This window comes from Woeseia oceani, from assembly GCF_001677435.1.
GTDB classification, from domain to species: domain Bacteria; phylum Pseudomonadota; class Gammaproteobacteria; order Steroidobacterales; family Woeseiaceae; genus Woeseia; species Woeseia oceani.
In genome coordinates, this window is the sequence record NZ_CP016268.1 from 57,702 (window position 1) to 82,497 (window position 24,796).

15 protein-coding genes are annotated in these 24,796 nt (G+C 59.3%); 8 read left to right on the forward strand and 7 right to left on the reverse strand.

Annotation, left to right across the window (positions count from 1 at the left end):
- Nucleotides 1-174: 174 nt before the first annotated feature.
- Nucleotides 175-3,210, reverse strand: coding sequence for a TonB-dependent receptor (locus BA177_RS00245; RefSeq protein WP_068611670.1), 3,036 nt, complete (start codon nucleotides 3,208-3,210; stop codon nucleotides 175-177).
- 433 nt (nucleotides 3,211-3,643) lie between these two features.
- Here BA177_RS00245 and BA177_RS00250 point away from each other — a divergent pair, with 433 nt between their 5' ends.
- Nucleotides 3,644-4,786, forward strand: a complete 1,143-nt coding sequence (locus BA177_RS00250) for a CaiB/BaiF CoA transferase family protein (protein WP_156762617.1) — start codon at nucleotides 3,644-3,646, stop codon at nucleotides 4,784-4,786.
- 267 nt (nucleotides 4,787-5,053) lie between these two features.
- Here the strand turns inward: BA177_RS00250 and BA177_RS00255 are convergent, their stop codons facing one another.
- Nucleotides 5,054-6,337 carry an alkaline phosphatase family protein gene (locus BA177_RS00255; protein WP_068611674.1) on the reverse strand — a complete coding sequence of 428 codons (1,284 nt, stop codon included), beginning with the start codon at nucleotides 6,335-6,337 and terminating at the stop codon, nucleotides 5,054-5,056.
- 62 nt (nucleotides 6,338-6,399) lie between these two features.
- Between BA177_RS00255 and BA177_RS00260 the strand changes: the two genes are divergently transcribed.
- The 4 genes from BA177_RS00260 (at nucleotide 6,400) to BA177_RS00275 (ending at nucleotide 13,440) form a co-directional block, all read left to right on the forward strand.
- Nucleotides 6,400-7,296 (forward strand): M55 family metallopeptidase, encoded by an 897-nt coding sequence (locus tag BA177_RS00260; RefSeq protein WP_197493241.1) that lies wholly within the window; start codon nucleotides 6,400-6,402, stop codon nucleotides 7,294-7,296.
- Nucleotides 7,293-8,735 carry an amidohydrolase family protein gene (locus tag BA177_RS00265; RefSeq protein WP_068611676.1) on the forward strand — a complete coding sequence of 481 codons (1,443 nt, stop codon included), beginning with the start codon at nucleotides 7,293-7,295 and terminating at the stop codon, nucleotides 8,733-8,735. The genes BA177_RS00260 and BA177_RS00265 overlap by 4 nt, the downstream gene beginning before the upstream one ends.
- Before the next feature lie 276 nt (nucleotides 8,736-9,011).
- Nucleotides 9,012-10,682, forward strand: a complete 1,671-nt coding sequence (locus BA177_RS00270; protein ID WP_068611679.1) for a serine/threonine protein kinase — start codon at nucleotides 9,012-9,014, stop codon at nucleotides 10,680-10,682.
- Nucleotides 10,683-10,695: 13 nt separating this feature from the next.
- Entirely contained in the window at nucleotides 10,696-13,440 is a 2,745-nt protein-coding gene (locus tag BA177_RS00275; RefSeq protein ID WP_068611681.1) for a TonB-dependent receptor domain-containing protein, read from the forward strand.
- An 80-nt stretch (nucleotides 13,441-13,520) separates the two neighbouring features.
- Here the strand turns inward: BA177_RS00275 and BA177_RS18460 are convergent, their stop codons facing one another.
- From BA177_RS18460 to BA177_RS00285, 3 genes are all read right to left on the reverse strand, one after another.
- Nucleotides 13,521-13,661, reverse strand: coding sequence for a hypothetical protein (locus BA177_RS18460; RefSeq protein WP_156762618.1), 141 nt, complete (start codon nucleotides 13,659-13,661; stop codon nucleotides 13,521-13,523).
- Nucleotides 13,662-13,724: 63 nt separating this feature from the next.
- Complete coding sequence (locus tag BA177_RS00280; RefSeq protein ID WP_068611683.1) at nucleotides 13,725-14,714, reverse strand: M48 family metallopeptidase; 990 nt, start codon at nucleotides 14,712-14,714, stop codon at nucleotides 13,725-13,727.
- Nucleotides 14,714-15,799: a YjgN family protein gene (locus tag BA177_RS00285; protein ID WP_068611685.1), complete on the reverse strand. Its 1,086-nt coding sequence runs from the start codon at nucleotides 15,797-15,799 to the stop codon at nucleotides 14,714-14,716. The genes BA177_RS00280 and BA177_RS00285 overlap by 1 nt, the downstream gene beginning before the upstream one ends.
- A gap of 252 nt (nucleotides 15,800-16,051) precedes the next feature.
- Here BA177_RS00285 and BA177_RS00290 point away from each other — a divergent pair, with 252 nt between their 5' ends.
- Nucleotides 16,052-17,944, forward strand: a complete 1,893-nt coding sequence (locus BA177_RS00290) for a CocE/NonD family hydrolase (protein ID WP_156762619.1) — start codon at nucleotides 16,052-16,054, stop codon at nucleotides 17,942-17,944.
- A gap of 69 nt (nucleotides 17,945-18,013) precedes the next feature.
- On the opposite strand, the gene BA177_RS00295 is transcribed toward BA177_RS00290, so the two are convergent.
- Nucleotides 18,014-20,671 carry a M14 family zinc carboxypeptidase gene (locus BA177_RS00295; RefSeq protein ID WP_197493242.1) on the reverse strand — a complete coding sequence of 886 codons (2,658 nt, stop codon included), beginning with the start codon at nucleotides 20,669-20,671 and terminating at the stop codon, nucleotides 18,014-18,016.
- Between the two features lie 121 nt (nucleotides 20,672-20,792).
- Entirely contained in the window at nucleotides 20,793-21,317 is a 525-nt protein-coding gene (locus BA177_RS18720) for a hypothetical protein (RefSeq protein ID WP_197493243.1), read from the reverse strand.
- Nucleotides 21,318-21,455: 138 nt separating this feature from the next.
- On the opposite strand from BA177_RS18720, the gene glmU reads away from it, so the two are divergent.
- Both glmU and glmS read left to right on the forward strand, forming a co-directional pair.
- Complete coding sequence (gene glmU, locus BA177_RS00305) at nucleotides 21,456-22,811, forward strand: bifunctional UDP-N-acetylglucosamine diphosphorylase/glucosamine-1-phosphate N-acetyltransferase GlmU (protein WP_068618657.1); 1,356 nt, start codon at nucleotides 21,456-21,458, stop codon at nucleotides 22,809-22,811.
- Nucleotides 22,812-22,955: 144 nt separating this feature from the next.
- The gene (glmS, locus tag BA177_RS00310) at nucleotides 22,956-24,788 is read left to right on the forward strand and encodes a glutamine--fructose-6-phosphate transaminase (isomerizing) (protein ID WP_068611691.1); all 1,833 of its coding nucleotides are present in this window, start codon (nucleotides 22,956-22,958) and stop codon (nucleotides 24,786-24,788) included.
- The last annotated feature ends 8 nt before the right edge of the window (nucleotides 24,789-24,796 follow it).

Consider the following 24,796-nt stretch of genomic DNA (forward strand, 5'->3'; position numbering starts at 1 on the left):
ACGCGATTACCTCCGCAGTGGCGATGGCTTCCCCGACAGGTCTGCCGGTCGGCGAGCGCATCGAACCGGGTTCGGTTGCCTCTGGTCGCAGATACCCTGATCGTAGCGGCAGCTTTGACAGCCAAAAAAAAGGGGGCCGGATGGCCCCCTTTCTTACCCGTGTTGCAAGCGTATTCAGAATCGGGCCTGAATACTCAGCCGGACGTAACGCGGTGTCTGCCAGCCATAGGCTGCACCGTACCACTCGTTCGGCGTACCTTCAGACTGTTCAACGTGTTCATTAATTGACGTTGCTTCCTGAATATCCAGGATGTTGAAGATCTGCAGGTTGGCCGACATGTCCACATCACCGACAAAGAAATCATAGGTCAGTGATGCGTCCAGCGTGGTTAACCAGGGGGTACGACCGCCGGATCCGCGCGGGTTGAACGTGTAGATTTTGTCCGCTTGCACGTTTGCCGGTGTGCAAGGGCCAACTACGCCCGCGGTGTTACAGGTGTTGGTGAACAGGTAGAACGTATCACCGTAAGCACCGTAGATATCCGCCGCGTCATCCGGATAGCCTTGCCCGAACAGGTTCAGTGGTCGGCCGCTGGCCAGCGATGCATTCCAGCCTGCCGTCAACTTGTCGTTGATCTGGTAAGAACCAAAGAACTTGAACACGTGGCGTCGATCGTTTGGCAGGTAGCCGTCCGAGCCGTCCATCAGCGCCGGGAAGTCGAAGTCCTGGGTGATGCCCGCATCCGGTTGCTGGATGTCGGACTTAACCGCGCCCTCGAAATTGCCGATGCTTTGAGACCAGGAGTAAGTAAAGGTGAAGTTGGTCCGCTCACCGGTATGGTCCCATTGCAACTGCACCGCGTTGTACTCATTGCGGCCTTTCGGCAGTTTGATCTGATCGGCGGGGTGGAAGCGGGTTACGCCATCGGTATCTTCCCATGTGCCACCGAAGCCAGGATTGACCAGGGTGCAGTAGGTGCCGTTTGCAAGCGGACCGCAGTAGTCATCCAGTGTGGCGCCAACATCGCGGTTCACGTAACGGACAGACACTTTATTCTCATCCGACAGGTATTTCTCGTAACCCAGAATGAACTCTTCCTTGAAGAACGGATCCGCCTCCTGCGCCTGGAACTGCGCCTGAGTCGGCGCGGTGCCATCCGAGTTCACAACCGTCGACGTATTTACGTCGCCCGTCACCGGAACCAGCCCTGTCGGTGCCCCGGTCGCCGGATCAACACCGGTATAGGTGTAATGAGTGGTGGTGTCACTGACGCCCGACGCTACCCGGAAGTTGGTGTTGTTCGCCACCGGCAGATAGTAACGACCCCAGGTTGAATACACCTTGTCCTGGCCGTTGCCCGTTGGGTCCCAGCTCAAACCTACGCGAGGAGCCCATTCCTGATCAAAGTCGGTGAACACAACACCCGTACCGCCGATATTGGTCAGCTGGTCTTTGCGGGCGCCGAGGTACAGGACCACGTTGTCATTCAACTGCCACTCGTCTTCGATGTAATAGGCGGTCAGTTCGCTCTTGAACTTGCCGCCTGACTGGCCGTTGTCAAACAGGCGGTTGTTGACGATCTCTTGCGGGGCACCCGTCGTGTTGGTGTAGAGCACACCGTTGGTGCCCTGAATCGTGCCATTGGGTGCCAGCGTCGAGTAGGTGTAACGACCACCGCCAATCGGCGAAGACAGGTGGAAGGTATCCCGGTCCTGCTTGTCCAGGCCTACCCGCACCAGGTGATCGCCGACGGAGTATTCCAGATCCAGGCGAAACTGATCATTCGTGTCACGATTGTCACCGAACTGGCCGCCAGGACCGCAACCGGTGATCGGCACCGCCGGTGCCGGTGTGCGGTTGTCGGTTACCCGCGGGCACCGGACCACATCGTCGGGTTCAGTCGTGTACTCGGTTTCGATCGTGCCAAACATCGCGGACACGGTGAAGTCGTCCATGAAAGTGCCGGTGTAGTTGATGCTTGATGCCGTACCGCCCCGTTTGCGAATGAAGTACGAGTTTGATGTAGAGCTGATCTCGTTGGTTACCGGGTCTTTCGCAAAGTGGGTGTCGATACCGTCACTGCGGTTCGAATAGCCCCAGGCGCTCAGGCGGTGGTAATCATTGATATCCCAGTCCACCTTGGCACCCCAGAACAGATTGTCCGAACCGGATTTGTCGATCTTGCGGTATTCAGTGTCGCGGTTGAATTCCGCGGACGGTGAGCCTGCCTGCCAGGAAAAGTTCTGTTGTTCATCGCGCGGGTTGACGATGGCGTAGATAAACAACCGGTCTTCAATGATGGGACCGGAGGCTGTCAACCAGTACTCGAACAAGTCATTCTCATCCTTCGTGGTGTCGCGGAATATGCGACCCGTGCCAACCCCGCCCTGGCCGCCGCCCAGTCCGCCGTTGCCACGCGAGATCTTGCCTTCTTCATAGAGTGATTTTGGTTCTATCGCGGCGCCGATACCGAACTCCCACTCATTGCCGCCGCTCTTGGTGACCGCATTCAACACGCCGCCGGTACTACGACCGTACTGTGCCGAGTAACCGCCGGTCTTGACCTGGAACTGCTGGTAGAACTCGAACGGCACGGCACCGCAACCGAGGCCCTGGCTGGTGTTGGTGACTTCAAGACCGTTGATGTAACAGGAGTTCTCGGCGATGGATGAGCCACCGAACGAGGCAAAGCCCGGTCCGCCACTCAAACCAAACTTGCTTTCGCCGAGTACGACGCCCGGTGCCAGCAAGGAGATGCCCGTCAAAGTCCGGGCTACCGGCATGATGTCTATTTCGGTTTCGCTGAGCACGAGCCCGGAGTCTGTCGAATACACGTCGCCGGTTAACGCGGTTGCTGTCACCACGATCTCTTCCAGCGAGCCATCCGACACCTCAAAGCGCGCGACGGTGTTGCCGTTTAGAGCAACGTTGAACTGGCTTTCTGCGACAACATTGCCGTCACTGCTCACTGACACAATGTAGGTGCCGACCGGAAGCTGGGAGAAACGGAAATCACCGCTCGAATCCACGCTGACATCGCGCGACCGGCCGGTAGCCGTGTGCGTTGCATTGACGGTGAAATTACCGCCGCTGTAGTTTTCCAGTGAGCCAACAATGTTACCCGTGGCCTCACCGACTGCGTATGCGGGTACGGTGACGAATAACGCCAGCGCAACGCATAAAGTGCGCATTAGCAATCTGATGTTCATGGGTTAATTCCTTAACGTAGTAGAAGAGAATTACTGGAGTAATGTGCAAAGCCCGCTGTCGACAGGTTGGAATCGAGCGAATGGCAGATGCCTGAACGTAGCGGATTGAGCAGGCACTCTTGAGTGGCGCGGAAGAAGAAAGTCGCAATCTGAATAAGGCTCATCGCTGCCTGACTTCAGTGTTGTTCTTTGCCAACAAGAGCAGTTGAGTTCCTCAGGCTCTGCTTTGCATGGCAGGCAGCATACTGGCTGGATTGCTGTATTCTTACGATCAAATCGTTATAAGGTTGTCTGGCGCCAATGTGTTGTGAAAAACCATCACACAGAAACGCATGACTTATTCGATCCGGTTATTGATGACGCCCTTGCGCGCTGTCAGTACACGATCTGACAGTCGCGCAATACGCGCCATCGAGCCGCGAAGCACAAAGGAATTGTTATGGGTCCGTTGGCCGGCATTAAAGTCATCGAGATGAAAGGACTTGGCCCCGGGCCGTACGCTGGCATGTTGCTGGCGGACATGGGTGCTGATGTCATCGTTGTTGAACGCGCATCGGCGAGCACCGGACTTGCACTGGCAAGCAGCCACGATGTGCACGCGCGCGGCAAACGGTCCATTGCGCTCGATCTGAAAAAGCCGGGCGCTATCGATGTGTTGCTGAGGTTGGTTGAACAAGCCGACATGTTGTTGGAGGGGTATCGACCGGGTGTTGCGGAACGCCTCGGCTTCGGCCCCGCTGTTTGCCAGCAGAAAAATCCGCAACTGATCTACGGTCGGGTAACCGGTTGGGGCCAGGATGGGCCGCTCGCCACGGCTGCAGGACATGACATCAATTACATTGCACTGACCGGGGCACTTGCTGCCATCGGTGAACCCGAGCGCCCGGTACCGCCGCTCAATTTGCTCGGCGATTACGCCGGCGGCAGTCTCTTCCTCGTGCTGGGTATGCTTGCCGCCTACATAGAGTCAAAAACGTCGGGTCAGGGGCAGGTGATCGATGCCGCAATTACAGACGGCACGGCAAGCCTGATGTCTGTTGTGCACGGTTTGTCAGGCATGGGTCTGTGGACGGCAGAGCGTGGCAGCAATCTGCTGGATGGTGCGGCACCGCAGTACGCCGTATACCAGACCAGTGATGGCAAACATGTTTCCATCGGCGCGCTGGAGCCGGTGTTTCTTGAAGAACTGTTGACCATTATCGGAGCAGATCCGGGTATTGCCGAACGGTTAAGCGACCAGCGCCAGTGGCCGCACATCAAAGAGCAGTTGGCGGCCATCTTTGCCCGGCAGTCGCAACAAGAATGGTGCGAACGGCTGGAAGGCAGTGATGCCTGCTTTGCACCCGTGCTTAACTTTGAAGAAGCGGCTGCGCACCCACACAACAGTGCGCGCAGGACTTACATCAACATAGCGGGACAGCAACAACCGGCGCCCGCTCCACGGTTCAGTCGCAGCGCGGGTGGTGAGCCGGCGCCGCCACGACGGGAAGGCGCCGACACGGACCAGGTGCTGTTGCAAGCGGGGTTAAGCGCTGCTGAAATCGAGGCATTGCGTGCGGCCGGTGTACTGGGCTGAGCAACGCCGCACTGCAAGGGCATGCCCGAGACAGACACAGACTGTTGGTCGGCCTGGATGCCAGGCAGAGCCCTTGTGACAGAGCCGTTCTGTTTTACTTAGCGCAACGAGTCTCCGTCCGCGGAAGACAAGAGTACATCGGACGGGTGCGCGACCATGCCACCAGAAACTGACGCCGAACAATCGACAGTCCGTCCAGTGACAAGCCACGCAGCGAGAACCGTGGTGGTGTGGCGGCTGCCGCTTACAGCGCCTGCTTCGGGAGCATCAGCGTGTGCCATTCTGGCGGCAAGCGGCCGTGGCCTGCAGCACAGCGCACAGTGGCGATGCCGGCGGCGCATCCCGCCGGTCAGGCAAACCCAGCAGCTCAAGAAACAGCGGGTAGGCATCGGTAATGCCTATCGTGCCGAGCATTTTACCGGCCGGCAGCCGTGGTCCGGCGGCGACAAAGATACCGTGCATGTCGCGATCATTGGGTGACCAGCCGTGGTCGCCCTGGTTGCTCTTGCGGCCGGGGCGACGCTTGTTGATAACCGCGTAGCCCAGATCGGCCTGCAACAAGACGTCGCCCAGACGAGGGTTGTCGCCTACATGCCAGTCGGCCGGGGCGTCTGCCGGTAACCAGGCGCGGCCATGTTGCCAGCGGGCGTTTATCGCATCACGCAGTTCGCGTGCACGGGCCGGGTCGGGTTCATCAAGGTACAGCATTGCAAACGCTCCGCTGGCGCGCACGGTGACCCCATCAAGCTCGAGGAACTCGCTCAATACCAGCGGCTCCGGATCTTGCCGGAACTGGCTCTGGCCATGATCGGATACCACGGCGACATGCAACTGCTCTGCAAGCCCGGCTTGTTCGATGCCATCCAGTAGCTTGCCTATCCAGCGGTCGACCTGCTCGACGGCGGCGATGCTTTCGGCCGAGCCCGGGCCATACCTGTGCGAGGCAACATCCACTTGCTCGAAATACAGGCCTATCATTTGCGGTCGCTCGGCTGCCGGCAGTGTCAGCCAGTCGAGAACCTGAGCCACGCGCTCATCACCGGGCACGCTGCCATCGAAGGCCCGCCAGTGGCTCGGCGAAACGTCACTGATCCGTGCTTCGGAACCGACGAAAAAATAGGTGGCGCTGATCATTCCGGCGCGTTCGGCTGCTACCCACAGTGGCTCGCCAGCGTACCAACGCCCATCCTGCACCGTTGTGCTGTCTTTGTAGCGATACCAGGTTTCCCGCAGGTCATCTGGAAACTCGTTGGCAACGATGCCGTGCTCGGCCGGATAGAGTCCGGTCACGATCGAATAATTATTGGGGAACGTCAATGATGGCCATACCGGCCGCACAGACTCTGCGCGTATGCCACGTGCAGAAATTCGATCGAGTGCAGGTGTTGAATAGCGCGCCTGGTAGTCGTGGCGAAAACCGTCGATGGATATCAGGAGCAAGTGCGGTTGCTGCGCGTTGTCGTCTGTTGCCGCGAAAACCGGCACGGCAGCCAGCAACATTGACGTTATACTGAGCGCCGTTGTCAGCCAGTCCACGAACCGAATACTCATAGAACTCATCATATGCATTCCTAATTGACTCACCGAGATTACCAGAGGGGCAAGAAATGAAAATGACCAGGATCATTCAGGGCGCATTACTCGCGCTGCTCGCGGCTACGGCATCCGCCCAGGAAACGGAAGCGCTGAAAGTCTACATTTCGGCGGACATGGAAGGTATCGCGGGCGTTGTGACGTCGGAGCAGCTCGGTCCTGGCGGGTTCGAGTACGAACGTTTTCGTGGTTTTATGACGGCAGAAGTGAATGCCTGCATTGAAGCTGCGCGGGACGCGGGCGCGACTGAAATACTGGTCAGCGATTCGCACGGCAATGGGCAGAACCTGCTGATCGAAAAGCTCCCTGACGACGTGATGGTCGTACGTTCCTGGCCGCGTGAACACGGCATGATGGCCGGTATCGATGAGTCATTCGATGCCGTCATCTTTATCGGCTATCACTCCAGTACCGAGAACAAGCGCGGAGTGCGCGCGCACACAATGTCGAGCGCCAATGTTACCGGTTTGCGTATCAACGGCACGTCCATGTCCGAGGGCAGCATGAACGCGGCCATTGCCGGTCAGTTCGGTGTGCCGGTTGTCATGGTTTCGGGTGACGATGTTGCTGTCGCGGAAAATCAGGTGATCATCGGCGACATGGAAGGCGCCGTGGTCAAGTGGGCGCAAGGTTTTCACTCGGCGCGAACCCTGACGCCCGCCGCCGCCCGCGAAGTCATCCGCGAGCGTACCCTGGCCGCTCTGGCGAGGCTGGAGGATTTCAAGCCGTACGTCCTCGAAGGGCCGCTGCAACTCGATCTGAGCCTCAAGCATTACCAGCCAGTCGAGTTGCTCGGCTACCTGCCCAACGTTGAGCGACTCAATTCGCACACGGTGCGCTACGTGGCAGAGGACATGAGCGAAATCTCGCGATTCCTGACGTTCGTCACCAATTACAACATAGGTCTGCAACCATGAAGTTTGTTCGTACGCTCGTACTACTCCCGACCGTCGTCGCGGCCAGCTTGCTGGCAGCGTGTACCAAGCCGCCCGCCGCCGAAGGCACGGCCATTCGCAACGTAACCGTTATCGATGCCGTGCACGGTGTGCGTGAGGCGCAGACCGTGGTTTTCAATGGCGACGAAATTATCGCGGTTGGTGCTGCGACGGATGAGCTGCCGGCGGTCGCCGAAGAAATCGACGGTAGCGGACGCTACCTGATTCCCGGGCTGTGGGACATGCACGTGCACCTGACCTACGACCCGGCGTTCACGCCGTCGATGCCCGCGTCGTTTCTCTACTACGGCATAACAAGCGTACGGGATACCGGCGGCATGGTCGAAAACCTGCAACCGGTCATTGCTGACATGCGCGCCGAGGGGGCGCACGCACCGCGTGTCTGGTGGAGCGGTCCACTGCAGGATGGTGGCCTGGTGGTCTATGACGGAGAGTCGCGACCCCTGATCGGTCACACCAACCCCAGTCCGGATGCGGCCCGTGCCAGCGTTGCGGCGCTGGCCGATGCCGGCGCGGATTTCATCAAGATATACGAGTTGGTGCGACCGGAAGTTTTCGACGCACTGGCGGCGGCCGCGCGCGAACGCAAGCTGCCAATCGCTGCTCACGTGCCACTCAGCATGACCGCCATGCAGGCCGGGCCTGACGTGGATTCCATGGAGCATCTGCGCAATGTAGAGCTGGCATGCGCCAGCAATGCTGCAGAGTTACACGAGGAACGGCTGGCGATTATGGCAGCCGCAGACAATATCTCCGGATACGAACTGCGCTCGTCATTGCATACTTTGCAGCGCCTGCCCGCCATCGCCCGCTACGATGCAACCCGCTGCGCCAACGTCATCAATTCACTGGCCGGCACGATCCAGGTGCCGACCCTGCGCCTGAACTCATTGGCCGTGCAATCCCCTTTCCCGCGCACAGATTGGCCAGCCGCTGTTGCCTTATTGCCCGCTGAACCGGCGGCGAGCTGGACTGAAACTGGCGAGAACTGGGACCAGAACGAGCGTTCGCGCAGCACCGAGTTTGGCGCCTGGAGCCTGAAGCTGGTCGCCGACATGAACAACGCAGGGGTTCCGATCGGCGCTGGCACAGACACCCCCATAGCCTATGCGGCACCCGGCTACAGCCTGCATTCGGAACTCGAAATGCTGGTGCGTGCGGGCCTGAGTCCGCAGCAGGCGCTGGCCGCCGCCACTGTTCGCCCGGCGCAGTTCTTTGGCCTCGAGAATGAGATGGGCAGTATCGAACCCGGCAAGCGTGCCGACTTGTTGCTGCTGAATGCCAATCCGCTGGAATCGATAGCCAATACTCGTCGTATCGATACCGTTGTCAGCCGTGGGCGTGTCATGTCGCACGATTACCTGCTCAGCAAGCTGCAGGAGGCTGTCAAACGGCCGTAACAATCGCGGTGACGGCCCGTGCGCGCTCTTCATAAGCACGGGCTGTCACACATTGTTCATAAATCTGTTACCTAACTTAAACACGACATTTCTAAAGTCTTCTCCGACATCGGGCCAGAGCATTACGGACCCGGTATCCCGACCAGCCTGTTTTACCTGATTCGTCGTTCTGCGCGTTGATCCCTCAATGTGCAGAACGGTCCGGGTTCAGGCAGCGGAATTCACTAACCGGCGCACATGAGGTGTCGCCGGCACAGCCTGTCCGGAGACTGACTGATGAGAACAAAACTGGCGCTCACCGCCGTCGTCGCAAGCATCGTAGCCGCAGGTTGCGGTAGTGGCGATATCAACATCGATCCGGTGACCTCTGTCACCAACAGCAACAACACCACCAATACTGGCGGCAACAGCGGTACCACGAACCCCTGTGCGTCCTATCAGAATACCGGCGGACAGTCGATTCAGGGGACCTACGATGGCACTCACTGCACGTACTCACCGTCTTTCGTCGATGCCGGTAACAACCTCATGGTTGACCTTACACTCGCGGACCTGCCCAACGACGGCGCGCACCTTTTCGAAGGCAGCCTGTTTGTTGGTGAGAGCCACGACAACGACGCAGATCTCGCGGCTGCCGGCATCGCTGAAGGTGGCGACGGCCCGGTCCTGACTGTTGAAGCAGGTGCCACGCTGGCTCTTCAATCCAGTGCGTCATTCATGATCATTAACCGCGGTTCGCAATTGTTTGCGGTTGGCCGTGCCGATGCACCGATTACCTTTACCTCGCTTTCCGACATCAACGGCACTGTTGGTCCGGAAGATGTACAGCAATGGGGTGGAATGGTCATCAATGGCTTCGGCATTACCAACAAATGTGCCTACACGGGCTCAGTCGCAACCAATGACCTCGCTACCAGCGACTGCCACGTGGACGCCGAAGGCGCAGCGGGCCTTGACGAATCGCAGTATGGCGGTGACAACAATGACGACAGCTCTGGTCGTATGGAATACGTTGTCGTCAAGCACACGGGTGCGACGGTTGGCAACGGTGATGAGCTGAACGGCATTACCTTCGGCGGTGTTGGTCGCAACACCATCGTCAACAACCTGCAGGTTTATTCGACGTTCGATGATGGCATCGAGATGTTTGGCGGCGCTGTGAACTTCAATAACTTCGTCGGCATGTATGTTCGCGATGACGCCATCGATATCGACGAAGGTTACTCCGGCACGATCACCAATGCGCTCGTTATCCAGTCGGAAACCGACGGCAACCATTGCATCGAAGCCGATGGTATCGGCGGTTTTGATGATCTACTGCCGGCTGAAGTCGAAGCCATGATCAGCCAGGGCATCAACAGTCGTTTCGTGATCAACAACCTGACCTGCATCATCTCGCCGAACGGCGCTGCCACCGCAACGCACGATCCAGGCGCCGGCTGGCGTTTGCGCGAAGGTCTGTTCGCGGAGATCAATGATTCACTCTTGATCGGCTCGATGCCCGCGAATGACCAGGTCAGCAGCAACGATAACTACTGCCTGCGTATCGACAACCGTACCCAGCAGGCAGCCCTTGATGGCGACCTGACGCTCAACTCTGTCGTTTTCGCCTGCGCTGAAGCAACACGTGGTCAAACGTTCGCCGATGGAACCACAACTGAACGCAGCTTTGCCGAAGCCGGTGGCAATATTTTCGCAACGATTGCCAACAATACGTCGGTAGATCCGACCGCAATGAACGACGCCGGCCTGCAATTGCTTGAAGGCACGCAGCCGATTTACTCCATCGGCTACACGACGATGCAGGTTGACGGCGCAGCCCCGGCGGGTGCTCCGCAAAGCGGCACTTTCATCGGTGGCCTGAGCTTGTCAGAGACGGACTGGACCATGGGCTGGACGTTCGGTTTGCACCCGGATAACCGTTCTCAGGCCCTGTGGTTCGAATAAGCGGACTCACTTCATGATACTTATCCTGAACCCGCGGAACGCACTGCGCCTGGCAATTGCCGGCGCAGTGTTGTTACCGCCCCTGCCACTCTACGCGCAGGACGCCCGTCCACCCCTGGCGGCCCCGGAATCGCCGGCTGTAATAGAGCAGGAAGCCGGCGAGATCGAAGAAGTCGTCGTGCTCGGACGGTTTCGCAGTGCGAGCCAGCAACTGCTCGACGAGCGCCTGAATGACGATTCTGTCAGTGATGTCCTGGATGCGGACACTATCAGCCGCCTCGGTGATTCGACCGTAGCGTCGGCATTGCGCCGGGTGCCGGGCCTGTCCCTGGTCGGCGGCCGCTTTGTCTACATCCGCGGTTTGGGCGAGCGCTATTCGGCAACGTCACTGAACGGCGCGCGCATTCCGTCGCCGGATCTGACCCGCAACGTGATTCCGCTCGATATCTTCCCGACCTCCACCGTGCAGTCGCTGAAAGTTCAGAAGACCTGGTCGCCCGAACTGCCAGCCAACTTTGGCGGCGGCAGTGTTGATATCCGCACCAAGGGTGTGCCGGATGGCTTCAACGCCAGCGTGGAAGTAGGCAGTGGCTATAACAGCAACCTCGGCGGCGATTTCCTTTCGTACCCAGGCAGCAGTGACGATGACTTCGGTTCGGATGACGGCAGCCGCGCGCTCTCGGCGGACCTCATGTCGCAGGTGCACTACTATCAGGGCAACGTCGACGTGCAGGGAATTCTCAGTCGCTTGCGCGCCGAAGACCCGAGCGCAACCCTGGCCGATGCGCAGCTGATCAACCGACAGCTCGGTTTGCAGCTCAACCGCGAGATTGGCATCGAACGCCGCGACTCAAGCCCGGATATCGGTTTGAAGGGCACCATCGGCAACAGCTTCGCCGCGGGTGACAACTTCGAGTTCGGGGTGCAGGCCAGTGCGGCATACGACACGCAGTGGCGTCAGTCACTGGAGAAAGCCCGCAGCTTTAACTTCCCGGAACAGCGTACCAATACGGAAGATGAGTCCACACGCACCGTCAGCCTCACAGGCACGCTGAATCTCGGAATGCGTTTTACCGAAGACCACGAGTTCGAAACGACGACCTTGTACCTGCGCAATACGGACAATGAAACTGCCGTTCGCGATTACTTCAATGAGAACCGGGAAGTTGACGACGGCATCGGCTGGCGCAATTACCGTTTTCAGTTTGAGCAGCGCGACATGGTCGTAAACCAGGTGAAAGGAACGCACCGATTTGGCGAGGCAACTCGCCAGATGCTGCCTGATGCATTCGGCAGTCTGTTCAACCTGGTGCCGGAAGAAACCAGCATTTCCTGGTTCCATTCCGACGCCACGGCAGAAACCAGCATTCCAAACCAGGTCGAGATCTCATCCCAGACCGTTACCGACCCTGTGACAGGTGCAGTCCAGGACGAGCTGGTGACACTGGATGCGACCGCAGCCGACTATCGCTTCACCGAACTTGATGACGAGCTGCAGAATTACGGCTGGATGGCTACGGTCCCGTTCTACACCAGCGATTCCATCATAGAGGCGAGCTTCGGTTACCAGCACGACCGCAAAGCCCGGACCTATCGCCAGTTGCAGTTCAGCCTCGGTGCACTCAACGTAGGCGACATCGGTACTCTTGGGGGTACGCTGGACTCGGTGTTCTCAGACTCGAGCATTCTGAATCCGGACAACAACTACGTGTTCGATATTCGCGGTACCAACAATCAAAGCTACATCGCGGCGACCATGACCGACGCGGTCTTTGGCAAAGTTGACTGGACCTGGAAGGACAAGTGGCGAATTGCCGTAGGTGCGCGCTGGGAAGACTATCGTCAGGTTGCCCTCGACTGGAATCCATTTGGCTATTCCGAGACCAATCCGCAAGTATCAACGGATCCGGAGGTGCTGGAGCAGGGCACGTTTGCCAGCGATGATATCTTCCCGTCAGCGTCGGTTACCTACATAGGCGACCTGTGGGCAGAAACTTTCCAGTTGCGGTTCGGCTGGAGTGAAACAGCTATTCGACCGGACCTCCGTGAAATTACCGACGCCAGCTATGTTGATCCGGTGACCGATGACCTCGTCGATGGCAACCCGGGTGTTGTTCCTTCGGCCGTTAACAACTTCGATGTTCGCGCGGAATGGTTCTTCTCCAGTGGCGACAATGTCACGATGACGCTGTTCCACAAGCAGATTGACCGACCGATCGAGTTCTTCGAATCAGCGGCCAGTGACACCACTGTGGCACGCGAGATTGTTAACGCCGAGTCTGCCGAAGTTACCGGCATTGAAATCGAAGCGTTGAAGGAACTGGGCTTTTTGGGTTCGGCCTTCGATACGATGTTTGTACAGGGCAATCTGACCGTACAGGACTCCGAACTTGTTGCCGGCCCCGATGCCGATGCGCCGACCAACAACGTCCGCGAACTGACGGGCGCGTCCAGGTACGTGGCCAACTTCGCCCTGGGCTTCGATTCGCCGGATGCGCGTCATTCCGCATCGCTGGCATACAACGTGTTCGGTAAGCGCTTGTACGTTGCGGGCCGGAACGGCGCGCCGGATGGCTACGAGCAGCCGTTCCACTCGCTGGACCTGACTTACTCCTGGTACCCGAGCGATACGATCACGATCAAAGCCAAGGCGGCCAACCTGCTGGGCGAACAACTTGAAATTGAGCGAGCCGGCGTCGTGACCTTCGAAGAGGATCCCGGCTCCAGCTATTCGCTAAGTTTCACCTGGGCGCTGTAAACCACCCCCCCTGGCGGGAGCATCGTCATTCCCGGACAGTGCTTCCGCGACCTTGCCCGGAAATCCGGGGCCGCGCTGCCTTACGGCAGCGCGGCAAGCGGGATGTCGCGCTGCCGCAAGGCAATCATCGACTGCATCATCAGCCGGTATTCCACCGCTTCCTGAATTGCTTTTTTCTGCCAGGCTTGAAGCTGGCAGGAGCGGGTGTTCGGCGGCCACACGAACGTGCACAGCCGGAGCTGACGGGTTGCTGCCCGTACACAGTCTTGCTGCGGTTGCTGACGCTATTCCGGCAGGCGTTCATCGCTGCGCGGGTGGCTCGAGAACCAGCTTGCTGGCCCGCTGTCGACCAGACTGCCTGCGCGCTCTTCGAGGCGTAGCAACAGTTCGCGCAGTACGTCAGGGTTCTTGCCTTCAGACTCCAGAAACGCAAAAGCGAAAGCGTCGGCCTCGCGTTCGAAATCCCGCGAGTACTTTGCCTGCATCAACACGGTGGGCACGGAAGCGGCCAGTGCCGAGATGCTCGTGAGGTCGCCGGTCAGACTGGCGATCAATAACGCCCCTGCCGAGTTTTGCAGCACGATCCGCAACAGGTGCCGATTGGCCTGATGGCCAACTTCGTGCGCGAGCACGGCCAGGAGTTCGTCATCGGATTCAGCGAGCTCGACCATTTCGTCCGTCATGACCACGATGCCACCCGGCAACGCAAAAGCATTGGCACCAATTTTGGGTGATTTGCGGAAGACCAGTGAATACACGCCGTAGCTGTCATCGAGTGCCGTGACCCGCGCGAACAAACTCTGCAGTTCGGCTTGCCGGGACGCCGTCAGCTCGCTGTCTTCGAACAGCAGGCGATCCATGGCTCCCAGGCTATCCGCACTCATCCGGGCATCAACATTCTGCGGGACCGCAAACGCAACATGCCGGGCGGCAACGGGCAGACCGTAAGTCAATGCCAGGTAGCCGCCGACGACCGCCACCGCCAGTGCGGCCAACGCCCATCGCCATGAGCCCTCGAGACGCCGTACCCAGCCGGCTTCGGTGTGCTGCAATCGCGCCGTGAATTCCGGATCGTCAATCAGCAATCGTCCGCCATCCGGCAGGTCCAGCGCCCAGTCGCCCTGCCCGACGGGTGCTGAAATTGACACCTGAGCGAGTTCGAAGGTTGCAATATCGCCGTTACGTTCGATATTCAGCAGCACGCCGTCGGTGCTGGCCGTGACCGGGTGCTGCCGGGCATCTACACCGTCAAAGTACCGGGCCGGCGTGCGCATCAAAAGGCGAGATCAATGCCGACGTCGAAGGCTTCACCGACCTCTTCGCCGATGGACGAACCGGCGGGCCGCTGATCCGCGAGGAACTGGTTCCAGTCGCCGGTCATCAGCACCTGGGTTTGGTCAGCGCGGTATTTCGCAAGCCGAATGGTCGCCCACGGTATCAACAGGCCGATCGTACAAATAATCGCCACGATGTTGGTCACGTACAGCCAGAACATCGTGCGCACGGACATCGTGGAGACAAAGCTGTGCCCGCTCAGTGTGGTGTTGTTCCAGACGTAATTGCGGAGTCGGACCAGGCCGTAAACGCCGACTGCGGTATAGATCAGGAATATCGGCCCGCTGACGACCAGTTGCGCCAGAACTCCGGGCGTGCCTTCCGGGGTGCCGTCGCCAAAGAGATCCGGCATCAATGGTGACAATGGAATCAGCACAAACATGAAGACGATGAAGCCAAGTATGAGGAGGCCTAACGCGGTATAGAAAATACCGAAGAACTTGCCGCTGGTGCCGTTGAACAGGAAGTGAGTCTGGCCGAAGGCGCTGTTATCGATGCCGAACTTGTGTCGCATGTACGCCGCTTGCGGTGCGCCGAGACCGAGTGTGATAACGGCCAGCAGCGCGCCGAGGTAATAGGCCGAAAACGCCCCTTTGTAATTTTTTTCAAAGCCAAAGCGAATCTGCCGGTACGAGGTGTTGCGCATCTGAAAGATTCGGGAGCGGACCACGAGGACCGGTACGAGCAACATGATCACGAGCACGACGGCCAGGCCGGCTGCTGGCGCGTAGTAAGAGGCCGTCCAGTAGATGGCCAGCACTGCGACGGCAATGAGGCGGCCGATCAGTATGGCAACGGGTTTCGCGTGATACTCGAAGCGGGCGCCGTCGAGTTCGGTGTTGTTGTAGAGGTAGCGCAGCTTGCGCACTTTTGCCCAGGCCGAATAGATGCCAAGAGTAACAATGGTCAGTGCGATATTGACTATCCAGATACGAAAGTACTCGCCGCTGGTGCCGTGAAAGTGAACTTGTGCCGTGGCTGCCGGCGTGGATCGAACTTCGGTATGCTCCGCGTGCTCGGTCATCAGACCCCCCATTTCTTTGAGTTAGAATTTGGTGCGGTATCGACGGACCCGCAACATGCTAGTCCCCGATGCCTGTCCTAACAAGCAAGAACAAGGGATATGCTGCTCTCCCGCCAGGGCGACAGGACGTCCGGTATGTTCCTTCGGTAACGGTAAAGAGACAAATCGGGCGGGACAGACTGTGCAACGGGACAAACCGGGGCACGGCATGCAAACTGGTCGCCATCTCAAGAACGAAACAAGGGGAATTGAATGTCCATGCGTAGTTGTCAATGGCTCGCGGCAGTAACGCGTTCGCTGCAACTGGCCTGTGTATTGCTGTTGCAGGTGTCTGTTTGGGCGGCGGATGCCGAGCTCGCTGATCTTGAGCGCATCTCGACCGCGGACACGATGTACATGATGCCGATGCGCGACGGCGTGCGCCTGGCAACCGATATCTACCGGCCGAAAGATGCCGATGGCAAGGTGCCGGTCATATTCATTAAAACGCCGTACGATTTTAACGAGATCCGCGGTGCCAGCTTGCAGTGGGCCTATCAGGCGGTCTCGCGTGGCTACGCGGTGGCCATTCAGAATGAGCGCGGCCGCTACTACTCGGAAGGCGAGTGGGAGTTGCTGGGTGATCCGCGCACCGATGGCTATGACGCGCTGACCTGGCTGGAGAAACAGCCGTGGTCCAATGGCAACGTCGGCACCGTAGGCTGTTCTTCGTCAGCGGAATGGCAGCTCGCGCTTGCCGCCCAGGATCACCCGGCCCACAAGGCCATGATTCCGATGGCCTCCGGTGCGGGCATCGGCCGTGTTGGCGAGTTTCAGGAACAAGGCAACTGGTACAAGGGCGGCGTACACCAGACCTTGTTCAGCGTCTGGCTCTATGGCGTGCAGCAGACGACCTACCCACGCTTCCCGGCGGGCCTGTCACAGGAGCAGTTGCAGCGTTTGCGCACGATGTACGACCTGGCGCCCGACATGCCCGAGGTCAACTGGAAGAAACAACTGGCCAAGTTGCCGGCGATCGACTGGCTGGACGATGCCGGCGGCAATACCGGTCCGTTTCGTGAACTGATGGCCCGTACCCCGGCGGACAAAGCGTGGTTCGAGGGTGGCCTTTATCACGACAACGAAGACTTTGGGGTGCCCGCATTCTGGTGGAACAGCTGGTTTGATGTCAGCCAGGGCCCCAACCTTGCGCTCTACAATCACGTTCGTTCGAACGCCAGCGACAAAGCGGTACGCGACGGCCAGTACCTGCTCGTCGCGCCAACGCTGCACTGCGGTTTTTATCGAATTCCCGAGCACGAGGACCTGGTCGCGGGTGAGCTGAATGTCGGTAACGCAAGCTTCCCGGTCTATGAGCAGATGTTCACGTTCTTCGACCATTACCTGAAGGGCAATGACGGCCGCGAGCTGAGCCGCCTGCCGCGTGTCCAGTTCTACACGATGGGCAGGAACGAATGGGAGTCGTCAGAAACCTGGCCACCGCGCGCAGTGCAAACACAAACCTTCTACCTTGCCAGCGATGGTGCGGCGAACAGCCTGTTCGGTGACGGCCGACTTGACCGCCAGCCGGCCGCTGGCGCGGCCATGGACCGCTACACCTACGACCCGATGAACCCCGTGCCCGCGCTGGGCGGTGGTGTTTGTTGTAATCGCGGTGCGGCCGACGGCGGCAGTTTCGACCAACGCGGTATTGAGGCGCGTGCCGACGTGCTGGTGTATTCCTCTGAACCACTGAGCGCCGATCTGCAAGTGACCGGGCACATCCGGTCGACGCTGTACGTGTCATCGAGTGCCCGTGATACCGACTTCACGGTGAAACTGGTGGATGTGCACCCGGATGGCACGGCTTACAACGTTGACGACACGATTTTCCGCGCACGTTATCGCGAGGGTTTTGACAAGCCGAAACTGATGGAGAATGGCGAGGTTTACGAGCTGATACTGAGCCCGATGTCGACGAGTTACCAGTTCAAGAAAGGCCATCGGGTTCGTGTCGAAGTCGCATCCAGCAAGTTTCCGCAGTACATGCGCAATCTGAACACCGGCGGAAACAATTACGATGAAACGGAAGGTGTTGAAGCACTGAATACTGTTTGGCACAGCGCCGGGTACCCATCACGAATCGAGCTGCCGGTCCTGCCGTAGCCCGTATTTCCTGCAGGCAAAAAAAAGGAGCCAGTCCCGGGTGGGCTGGCTCCTTTTCTGTTGGACGTCCTACCGTTCAGGCGGCGGGTTGAATGCCTTGGAGAAAAACAGCGCATTCATCAGCAGCTTGTCAGTACCAAACCACGTGGCCCGGAACGTCGGATTGTCCGCAAACAGGATGACGCTGCCGGCGCCTTTCCGTTCTGCGATCAAGGCGGCAGTGCCTTCCAGCTGTTGCAGGTTCGTTTCCGACGCATAACCGGACAACAATGGCGGCGTTGCATAGGTTATGACGCTGGCGTACGGGTTGGTCGGTCGCGTCAGTACGCTGGTCGTGTTCTTGTGCAACGCGATATTGCGCCGCTGATAACCGAAGCCCAGCGGATGTGCATTGTCGAGGTCACCGGCAAAGATCGCGCCACCGATAACGTCCAGCGCATCGCGCTTTTCCTTTTCGGCATAGCTGAAACGTTCAGGTACCTGCAGCGGGTCTTCCACGGGGGGGTGGCCGGATTCCGACAGGGCCAGCCGCAGCCCGGCGGCATCTTCCGCCAGCGGGTCTATCCAGTCGAGAACGTTGCTACGAACCCAGTCAGCACCCTGGCGTACGCCGATGATCGTACCGCCCTCGTTCACCCATTGACGGATTCGACCGGCGTATTCGGGCGCGTAGTTATCGTAGTTACCACCGACAAATACCAGGTGCGTGTACTGATTGAGCGGTACACCGCCCAGCCGGTCGCGGTCACGAATCGTCACCTTCATGTCCATGCGCTGGTCCAGCAAGTGCCAGATCTCGCCGGCGTTGTACCAGTCGAGGTCACGACCAGCGACCAGCAGAATCTCGGGCTTTTTAAGCGCTTTGAAAAACTGACCGCCGACGTCCGAGCCGCGGGTACCGATCGCGCTGCGACCGGAACTGAGCGCGTGCACGGTTACGCTGTCTTCCCGCGCGATCGTTCGCATCAGTTCGTCGATCCTATCGCGGGCCTGTTCCTGGCGATCAAAGGCAACCACCACGCTGCCACGATCCAGGTTCACGCTGCCGCGCGTCGTTTGGACGACAAACGGATCTATCGCGACCCGCGCGAGCAAGTCCTCCGAGAGCACCCGGTTGAGCGCGCGCGGCGCGTAGTAACCGTTCCATTCGAAGGCGTAGGCATAAGCGGCTTTGTCCGGCGCACTGGCAACCGGCATCTCCAGTGCCGCCGGTTCGCCAAGCTGGCTGGAGTTAAGCCGGCGACCCGACAGGCTTGCGTAGTCGAGGCCGTAAGCGAGCGGCACGGTCCAGGTCGAGACGTCATAGAACGTGGTGTCCTCGAACTCGGTCATGGTTTCAAAGATGCTGCGGATGAGCTGATGCTGCGGCTGATCGAGCGACACGATCATGGCCTCATTGGCGCGGTAGGTAATGCCGCCTTCGGTCACGTCCTGTGCCAGCGTGCGTACCTCTATGCGATGGAAATTGAGCAAGTCCACAAAGTGATAGAGGCGGGCGTCGTCGCCGGGCGCGGCGAACACGTACGCTTTCACGCTGTGATTGCTCGCGCGTTCGGCTGCCGAGTCGTAGAAGCTCTTCTGGAACTGGAGCAACGCATCACGTTGTTGCAGTGCGCCTTCCGCATTCGCAATGCTGGTGCGGAAATGCTTCAGAATATTTTCGCGATAGGTGCGCAAACCGTTGCTGGTATTGCGTGCGACGCCGCGTGCTGCGCTCGCTTCGTGCAGGATGCCGATGCCGCCGTTCACCAGCGGGAAGCCGGCGCCTTTGCCGAGAAAAAAGTGATCGTAACGGTCGCCGTGAAAATACAGACGACCTTGCGAGTCCAGGAATTGCTCGGCCGGCGCCACGACGTCGGCGACGAGCTGCATGCTCTCGTCAGGGATCAGCGGGTGGGTGCGGGTCGGTATGCCGGGTGCAAAGTAGTAGGTCTGCTCACTGCCCATTTCGTGGTAATCAACCGAGACATTTGGCCGCCACTCATGCCACTTGCGCATCCACGCACGTGACTCAGGCTGAGTGACTGACAACCATTGCCGGTTGAGATCGAAACCGTAGTGGTTGGTGCGGGCGAGGCGGCCGTCGTAATCCTGTTCCATGTTGTTCGGGTCGGGATTGACGACGCGGCTGCCATACGTGTCCAGCCACGCAACGCGGTTCGCATGGCCGTCCGGGTTGAACACGGCGGTCACCAGGATCACGCTGCCGGAAAGGAGCTGATCGACCCTGGCGCCCTGTGCGGCGGCCAGGTAGTAGACCGTTGGTAACGATGCATCCATGCCACTGGCCTCGGCGCCGTGTACGCCGTAGTTGAGCCAGGTAATGACCGGCATGTCAGCCGTCACGGACTGCCGGAGCGCGGGTTCCGTCAACGCGATATGTTGCGTGCGTATGTCATCAATGCGCGCCTGATTCTCGGGAGATGTGGCAACGACAAAAAGGATTGGACGACGTTCGTGGCTGTAGCCGATGACTTCAACGCTAAGGCGGTCAGACAGGCCGGCTACCTTGTTGATGTATTCGACCAATTCGTGATGCCGGACAGGCGCTGCACCGAGCGGACGGCCAAGGAATTGTGCGGGCGTCGGGATGCGCGTGTCGTATTGCACATCAGCCGGAAACATTTCGGCATCCGGGTCAAACGCCGCTTCCTGCGCGCTTGTCGTAGCCGCGAATAACATCCAGGCGAGCGCAAAAACTGTTCCGATTATTTTTCTGGGTCTCACAAATGATCTCCGGTCGGTGAGGGTCGAATCGCAGCGGCCAACCTTACCGTGCATTCGTCTTATGGAACAATGCAGAAGGTTTATGGAGCAATGTGAAAAACGGCAACTGGATTGCAGTAGCCTACGGCTGCCGGACGTTGCGCGCGTAATTCCACGAGCCGACGATGCGGGTGGCAGGTTGGTGACGCGGCAACGCCGCTTGCCGGTATTGTTCGAAACCGTTGAGATTGAGGTCGGCAGGAATCTGCCAGGCTTCGCGTGCGAAATAGTTGGCGACGTACTCGGCCAGCCAGCCATCGTTACGCACATTGGTCAGAGTGTCGAGATACTCGTCGGCAGCAAAGGCGCCTTGTTCCTGCCAGGTGTCCAGAAGATGCCCACGTGCGGTCAGCTCGCAATCGAAAGAACTCGCGCGGGCCGGATTGGCGCCGCCGATGGCGAGCTTGCAGGCGCTCAGGGTCAGGCTGTAGCTAACCCAGCTTTGCAGTACCGGGTCGTCATTCGTTAACGCCTGTTCAGCAAGGTAAAAGGTGTCGCCATCCGTCACCCCGTCGCGGAGGTAGATTTCGCCATTGCAGCCGGAGACCAACGGCAGCAGAACGGCGCAGCAGATCCCGTAGCTGTAGCGGTGCGGCGAACGGTGCATAAGTGATTTCCGGTCAACTGCCGATGGCGCGCCGACAGCGAGAGGCCCGTAGCGAAAGTAACGCGCGCCGATGTCACAAATCAATTGCCCGGGTGCGGTATTATCCGCCCGGCATCTTTGGGAGGAAACCGTTTGACCATCAGCATCCTGATATTGGCCGCCGGACAGGGCACCCGCATGCGCTCGTCCCGGCCCAAAGTTCTGCAGCCGCTCGCAGGCCGGCCCCTGCTGCGACATGTCGTGGACTGTGCCCGGCAGATCGACGCCGCTGACATTTGCGTGGTTTACGGTCACGGTGGTGATCAGGTACAGGCGGCGTTTGCCGCTGACGGCTTGCGCTGGGCGCTGCAAGCCGAGCAGCTTGGCACCGGCCACGCCGTTATGCAGGCCATGCCGGAAACTGCCGACGACAACCGCGTGCTGGTGCTGTTTGGTGATGTGCCCCTGCTGCGGCCGCAGACCCTCGAGCGACTGCTGAATGAATGTGGCGCCGACGATCTTGGCGTGCTGACCGTGGACGTGTCGAACCCGCATGGCTACGGCCGCATCGTTCGCGAGAATGGCCGGGTTGTGCGTAACGTCGAAGAAAAAGACGCGAATGACAGCGAACGTCTGATTAAAGAGGTTAACTCCGGCGTCATGTGCGCACCGGCAAGAAAGTTCAAAGCCTGGCTGGAGCGTCTCGGTAACGACAACAGCCAGGGCGAGTACTACCTCACCGACGTGATCGCCATGGCGGTGGCGGACGGCACCGAAGTACACGGCATCAAGGCGGACAGCGTCGAAGAACTCATGGGCATCAACGACCGCCGGCAACTGGCCGAGGCCGAACGGGCACTGCAGCGCCGGCTGGTTGGCGAGCTGATGGCTGCCGGGGTTGGCTTCGCCGACCCCTCAAGGGTGGATATCCGTGGCACGTTGCGCTGCGGACAGGATGTTTTCATCGACGTTAATGCCGTTTTCGAGGGAGATGTCGTCGTCGGCGACAATGTTGTGATCGAGACGGGCAATCTCATTCGCGACAGCCGGCTCGGCGCTGGCACGGTGGTGCACGCGAACTGCCATATCGAGCAAAGCGAGGTGGGCGATGAGTGTGAAATCGGCCCGTACGCCCGACTGCGCCCCGGCACGAAGCTGGCTGAGCAGGTGAAGATCGGCAACTTCGTCGAGGTGAAGAAAAGCAATATCGCCCACGCCAGCAAGGTGAATCACCTGAGTTACATCGGTGACGCGGAAATCGGCAGCGGCGTTAACGTGGGCGCCGGTACCATCACCTGCAATTATGACGGCGCGAACAAGCACCGGACGACAATTGGCGACGGGGCGTTCATCGGTTCCGGCGTAAATCTCGTGGCGCCGGTGGAGGTGGGCAGTGGCGCTACGATCGGTGCGGGGTCCACCGTATCGAAGCCGGTTCCGGCCGATCAGCTGACGGTCGCGCGCGCCCGCCAGATGACCGTCCCGGGCTGGAAGAAGCCACAAAAGACCAGCTGAAACTGCAATACAATCAGTAATCTGGGGCTTATACTCCGGCTCCGGTAATGCGAACTGCTGCACGCCCTGCGGCGAATTTTCCTGCAACAATTCGCCACCCTGCGAGTGACAACAGCAAACGGACGGGTCCGGGAGGACTGACAAATGTGTGGAATTGTCGGCGGCGTCGCCGAAAGAAACGTAGTGCCCATCCTGATGGAAGGGTTGCGCCGACTTGAATACCGCGGTTACGACTCGGCCGGCATCGCGGTCATGGAAGACTCGGGCATTGACCGTCTGCGCAGGCTCGGCAAAGTCCAGGAACTGCAGAATGCGCTGGACAAGCAACCGATACGCGGCACAACCGGTATCTCCCACACGCGCTGGGCAACCCACGGCGCACCGAGCGAACTCAATGCTCACCCGCACATGTCGCACCCCGAAATCGCGATCGTGCACAACGGCATCATCGAGAATTACGAAACGCTGCGCGAGGAACTGTCCGCGGCGGGTTACAAATTTGAATCCGACACGGACACGGAAGTTGTTGCGCACCGGATCCACCAGCATTTGCAAGACAGTGCTGACCTGGTGGCCGCGGTTCGCAAGACCGTTGCCGAACTGGAAGGCGCTTACGCACTCGCGGTCATGAACCGCAATCAGCCCGGCAAACTGGTGCTGGCACGGGCCGGCTGCCCGGTCGTTGTTGGTCTGGGTATTGGCGAGAACTTTGTTGCGTCAGACGTTGCCGCGCTGTTGCCGGTAACCCGCAGCTTCATGTTCCTGGACGAGGGCGATATCGCCTTGGTCGAGCGTCGCCAGGTCACGGTGTTTGATGCCGCCGGCAATCAGGTCGAACGCCCGGTTAAAGAAAGTGAACTGACCGCGGATGCGGCCGAGCGCGGCAACTACCGCCACTACATGCAAAAAGAAATTCACGAACAGGCGAGTGCGGTGGCCCGCACCTTGGCTGATCGAATCGAGAACGGCGTCGCGCTGGACACGGCGTTTGGTGAAAACGCGGCGGCGGTACTCGACAAGACCAAAGGCGTGCACATCATTGCCTGTGGCACCAGTTACCACGCCGGTCTGGTAGCACGTTACTGGATTGAACAACTTTGCCGGATTCCGTGCTCGGTTGAGATCGCGAGTGAGTACCGCTACCGCTCGCCGGTTGTGCCGGATGGCACGCTGTTCATCAGCATCAGCCAGTCCGGTGAAACCGCCGATACGCTCGCCGCCTTGCGCGAAGCGAAAGTGTCCGGCTATGTCTCGACACTGACGATCTGCAACGCGCCCGAAAGCTCCATGGTTCGCGAGTCCGAACTGGCGATGATGACCAACGCCGGTCCGGAGATTGGCGTTGCATCGACCAAGGCATTCACCACGCAATTGGCAGCGCTGGCATTGCTCACGATTTGCCTCGCCCGTCGGGCTGGCCTCGAAGAGCGACAAGAGCGTGCGCTGGTCGCGCAGCTCGCGGAACTGCCGGGTCTGATCGAACAGACCTTGCTGATGGACAAGTCCATCGAAGTGCTTGCCGAAAAGTTCGTCGACAAGCATCACGCCCTGTTCCTCGGCCGCGGCGTCCAGAACGCCGTCGCCATGGAAGGCGCGCTGAAGCTGAAAGAAATTTCCTACATTCACGCCGAAGCTTACGCCGCTGGCGAGCTGAAGCATGGGCCTCTGGCGCTGGTTGACGAAGACATGCCGGTTATTGCGGTTGCACCGGATGACCAGCTGCTGGAAAAACTCAAAAGCAATCTGCAGGAAGTTCGCGCCCGCGGTGGCGAGTTGTTCGTCTTCGCCGACCCACGCGTGCACTTCGGTGAGAACGACGGCATCCACACGATGCGCATGCCGGCCCTGATCCAGGATTTCCAGGCACCGATTCTGTACACGATACCGCTGCAGCTACTGGCGTATCACGTTGCGGTACTGAAAGGTACGGACGTTGATCAGCCGAGGAATCTGGCGAAGTCGGTGACTGTAGAATAGCTTTCAGG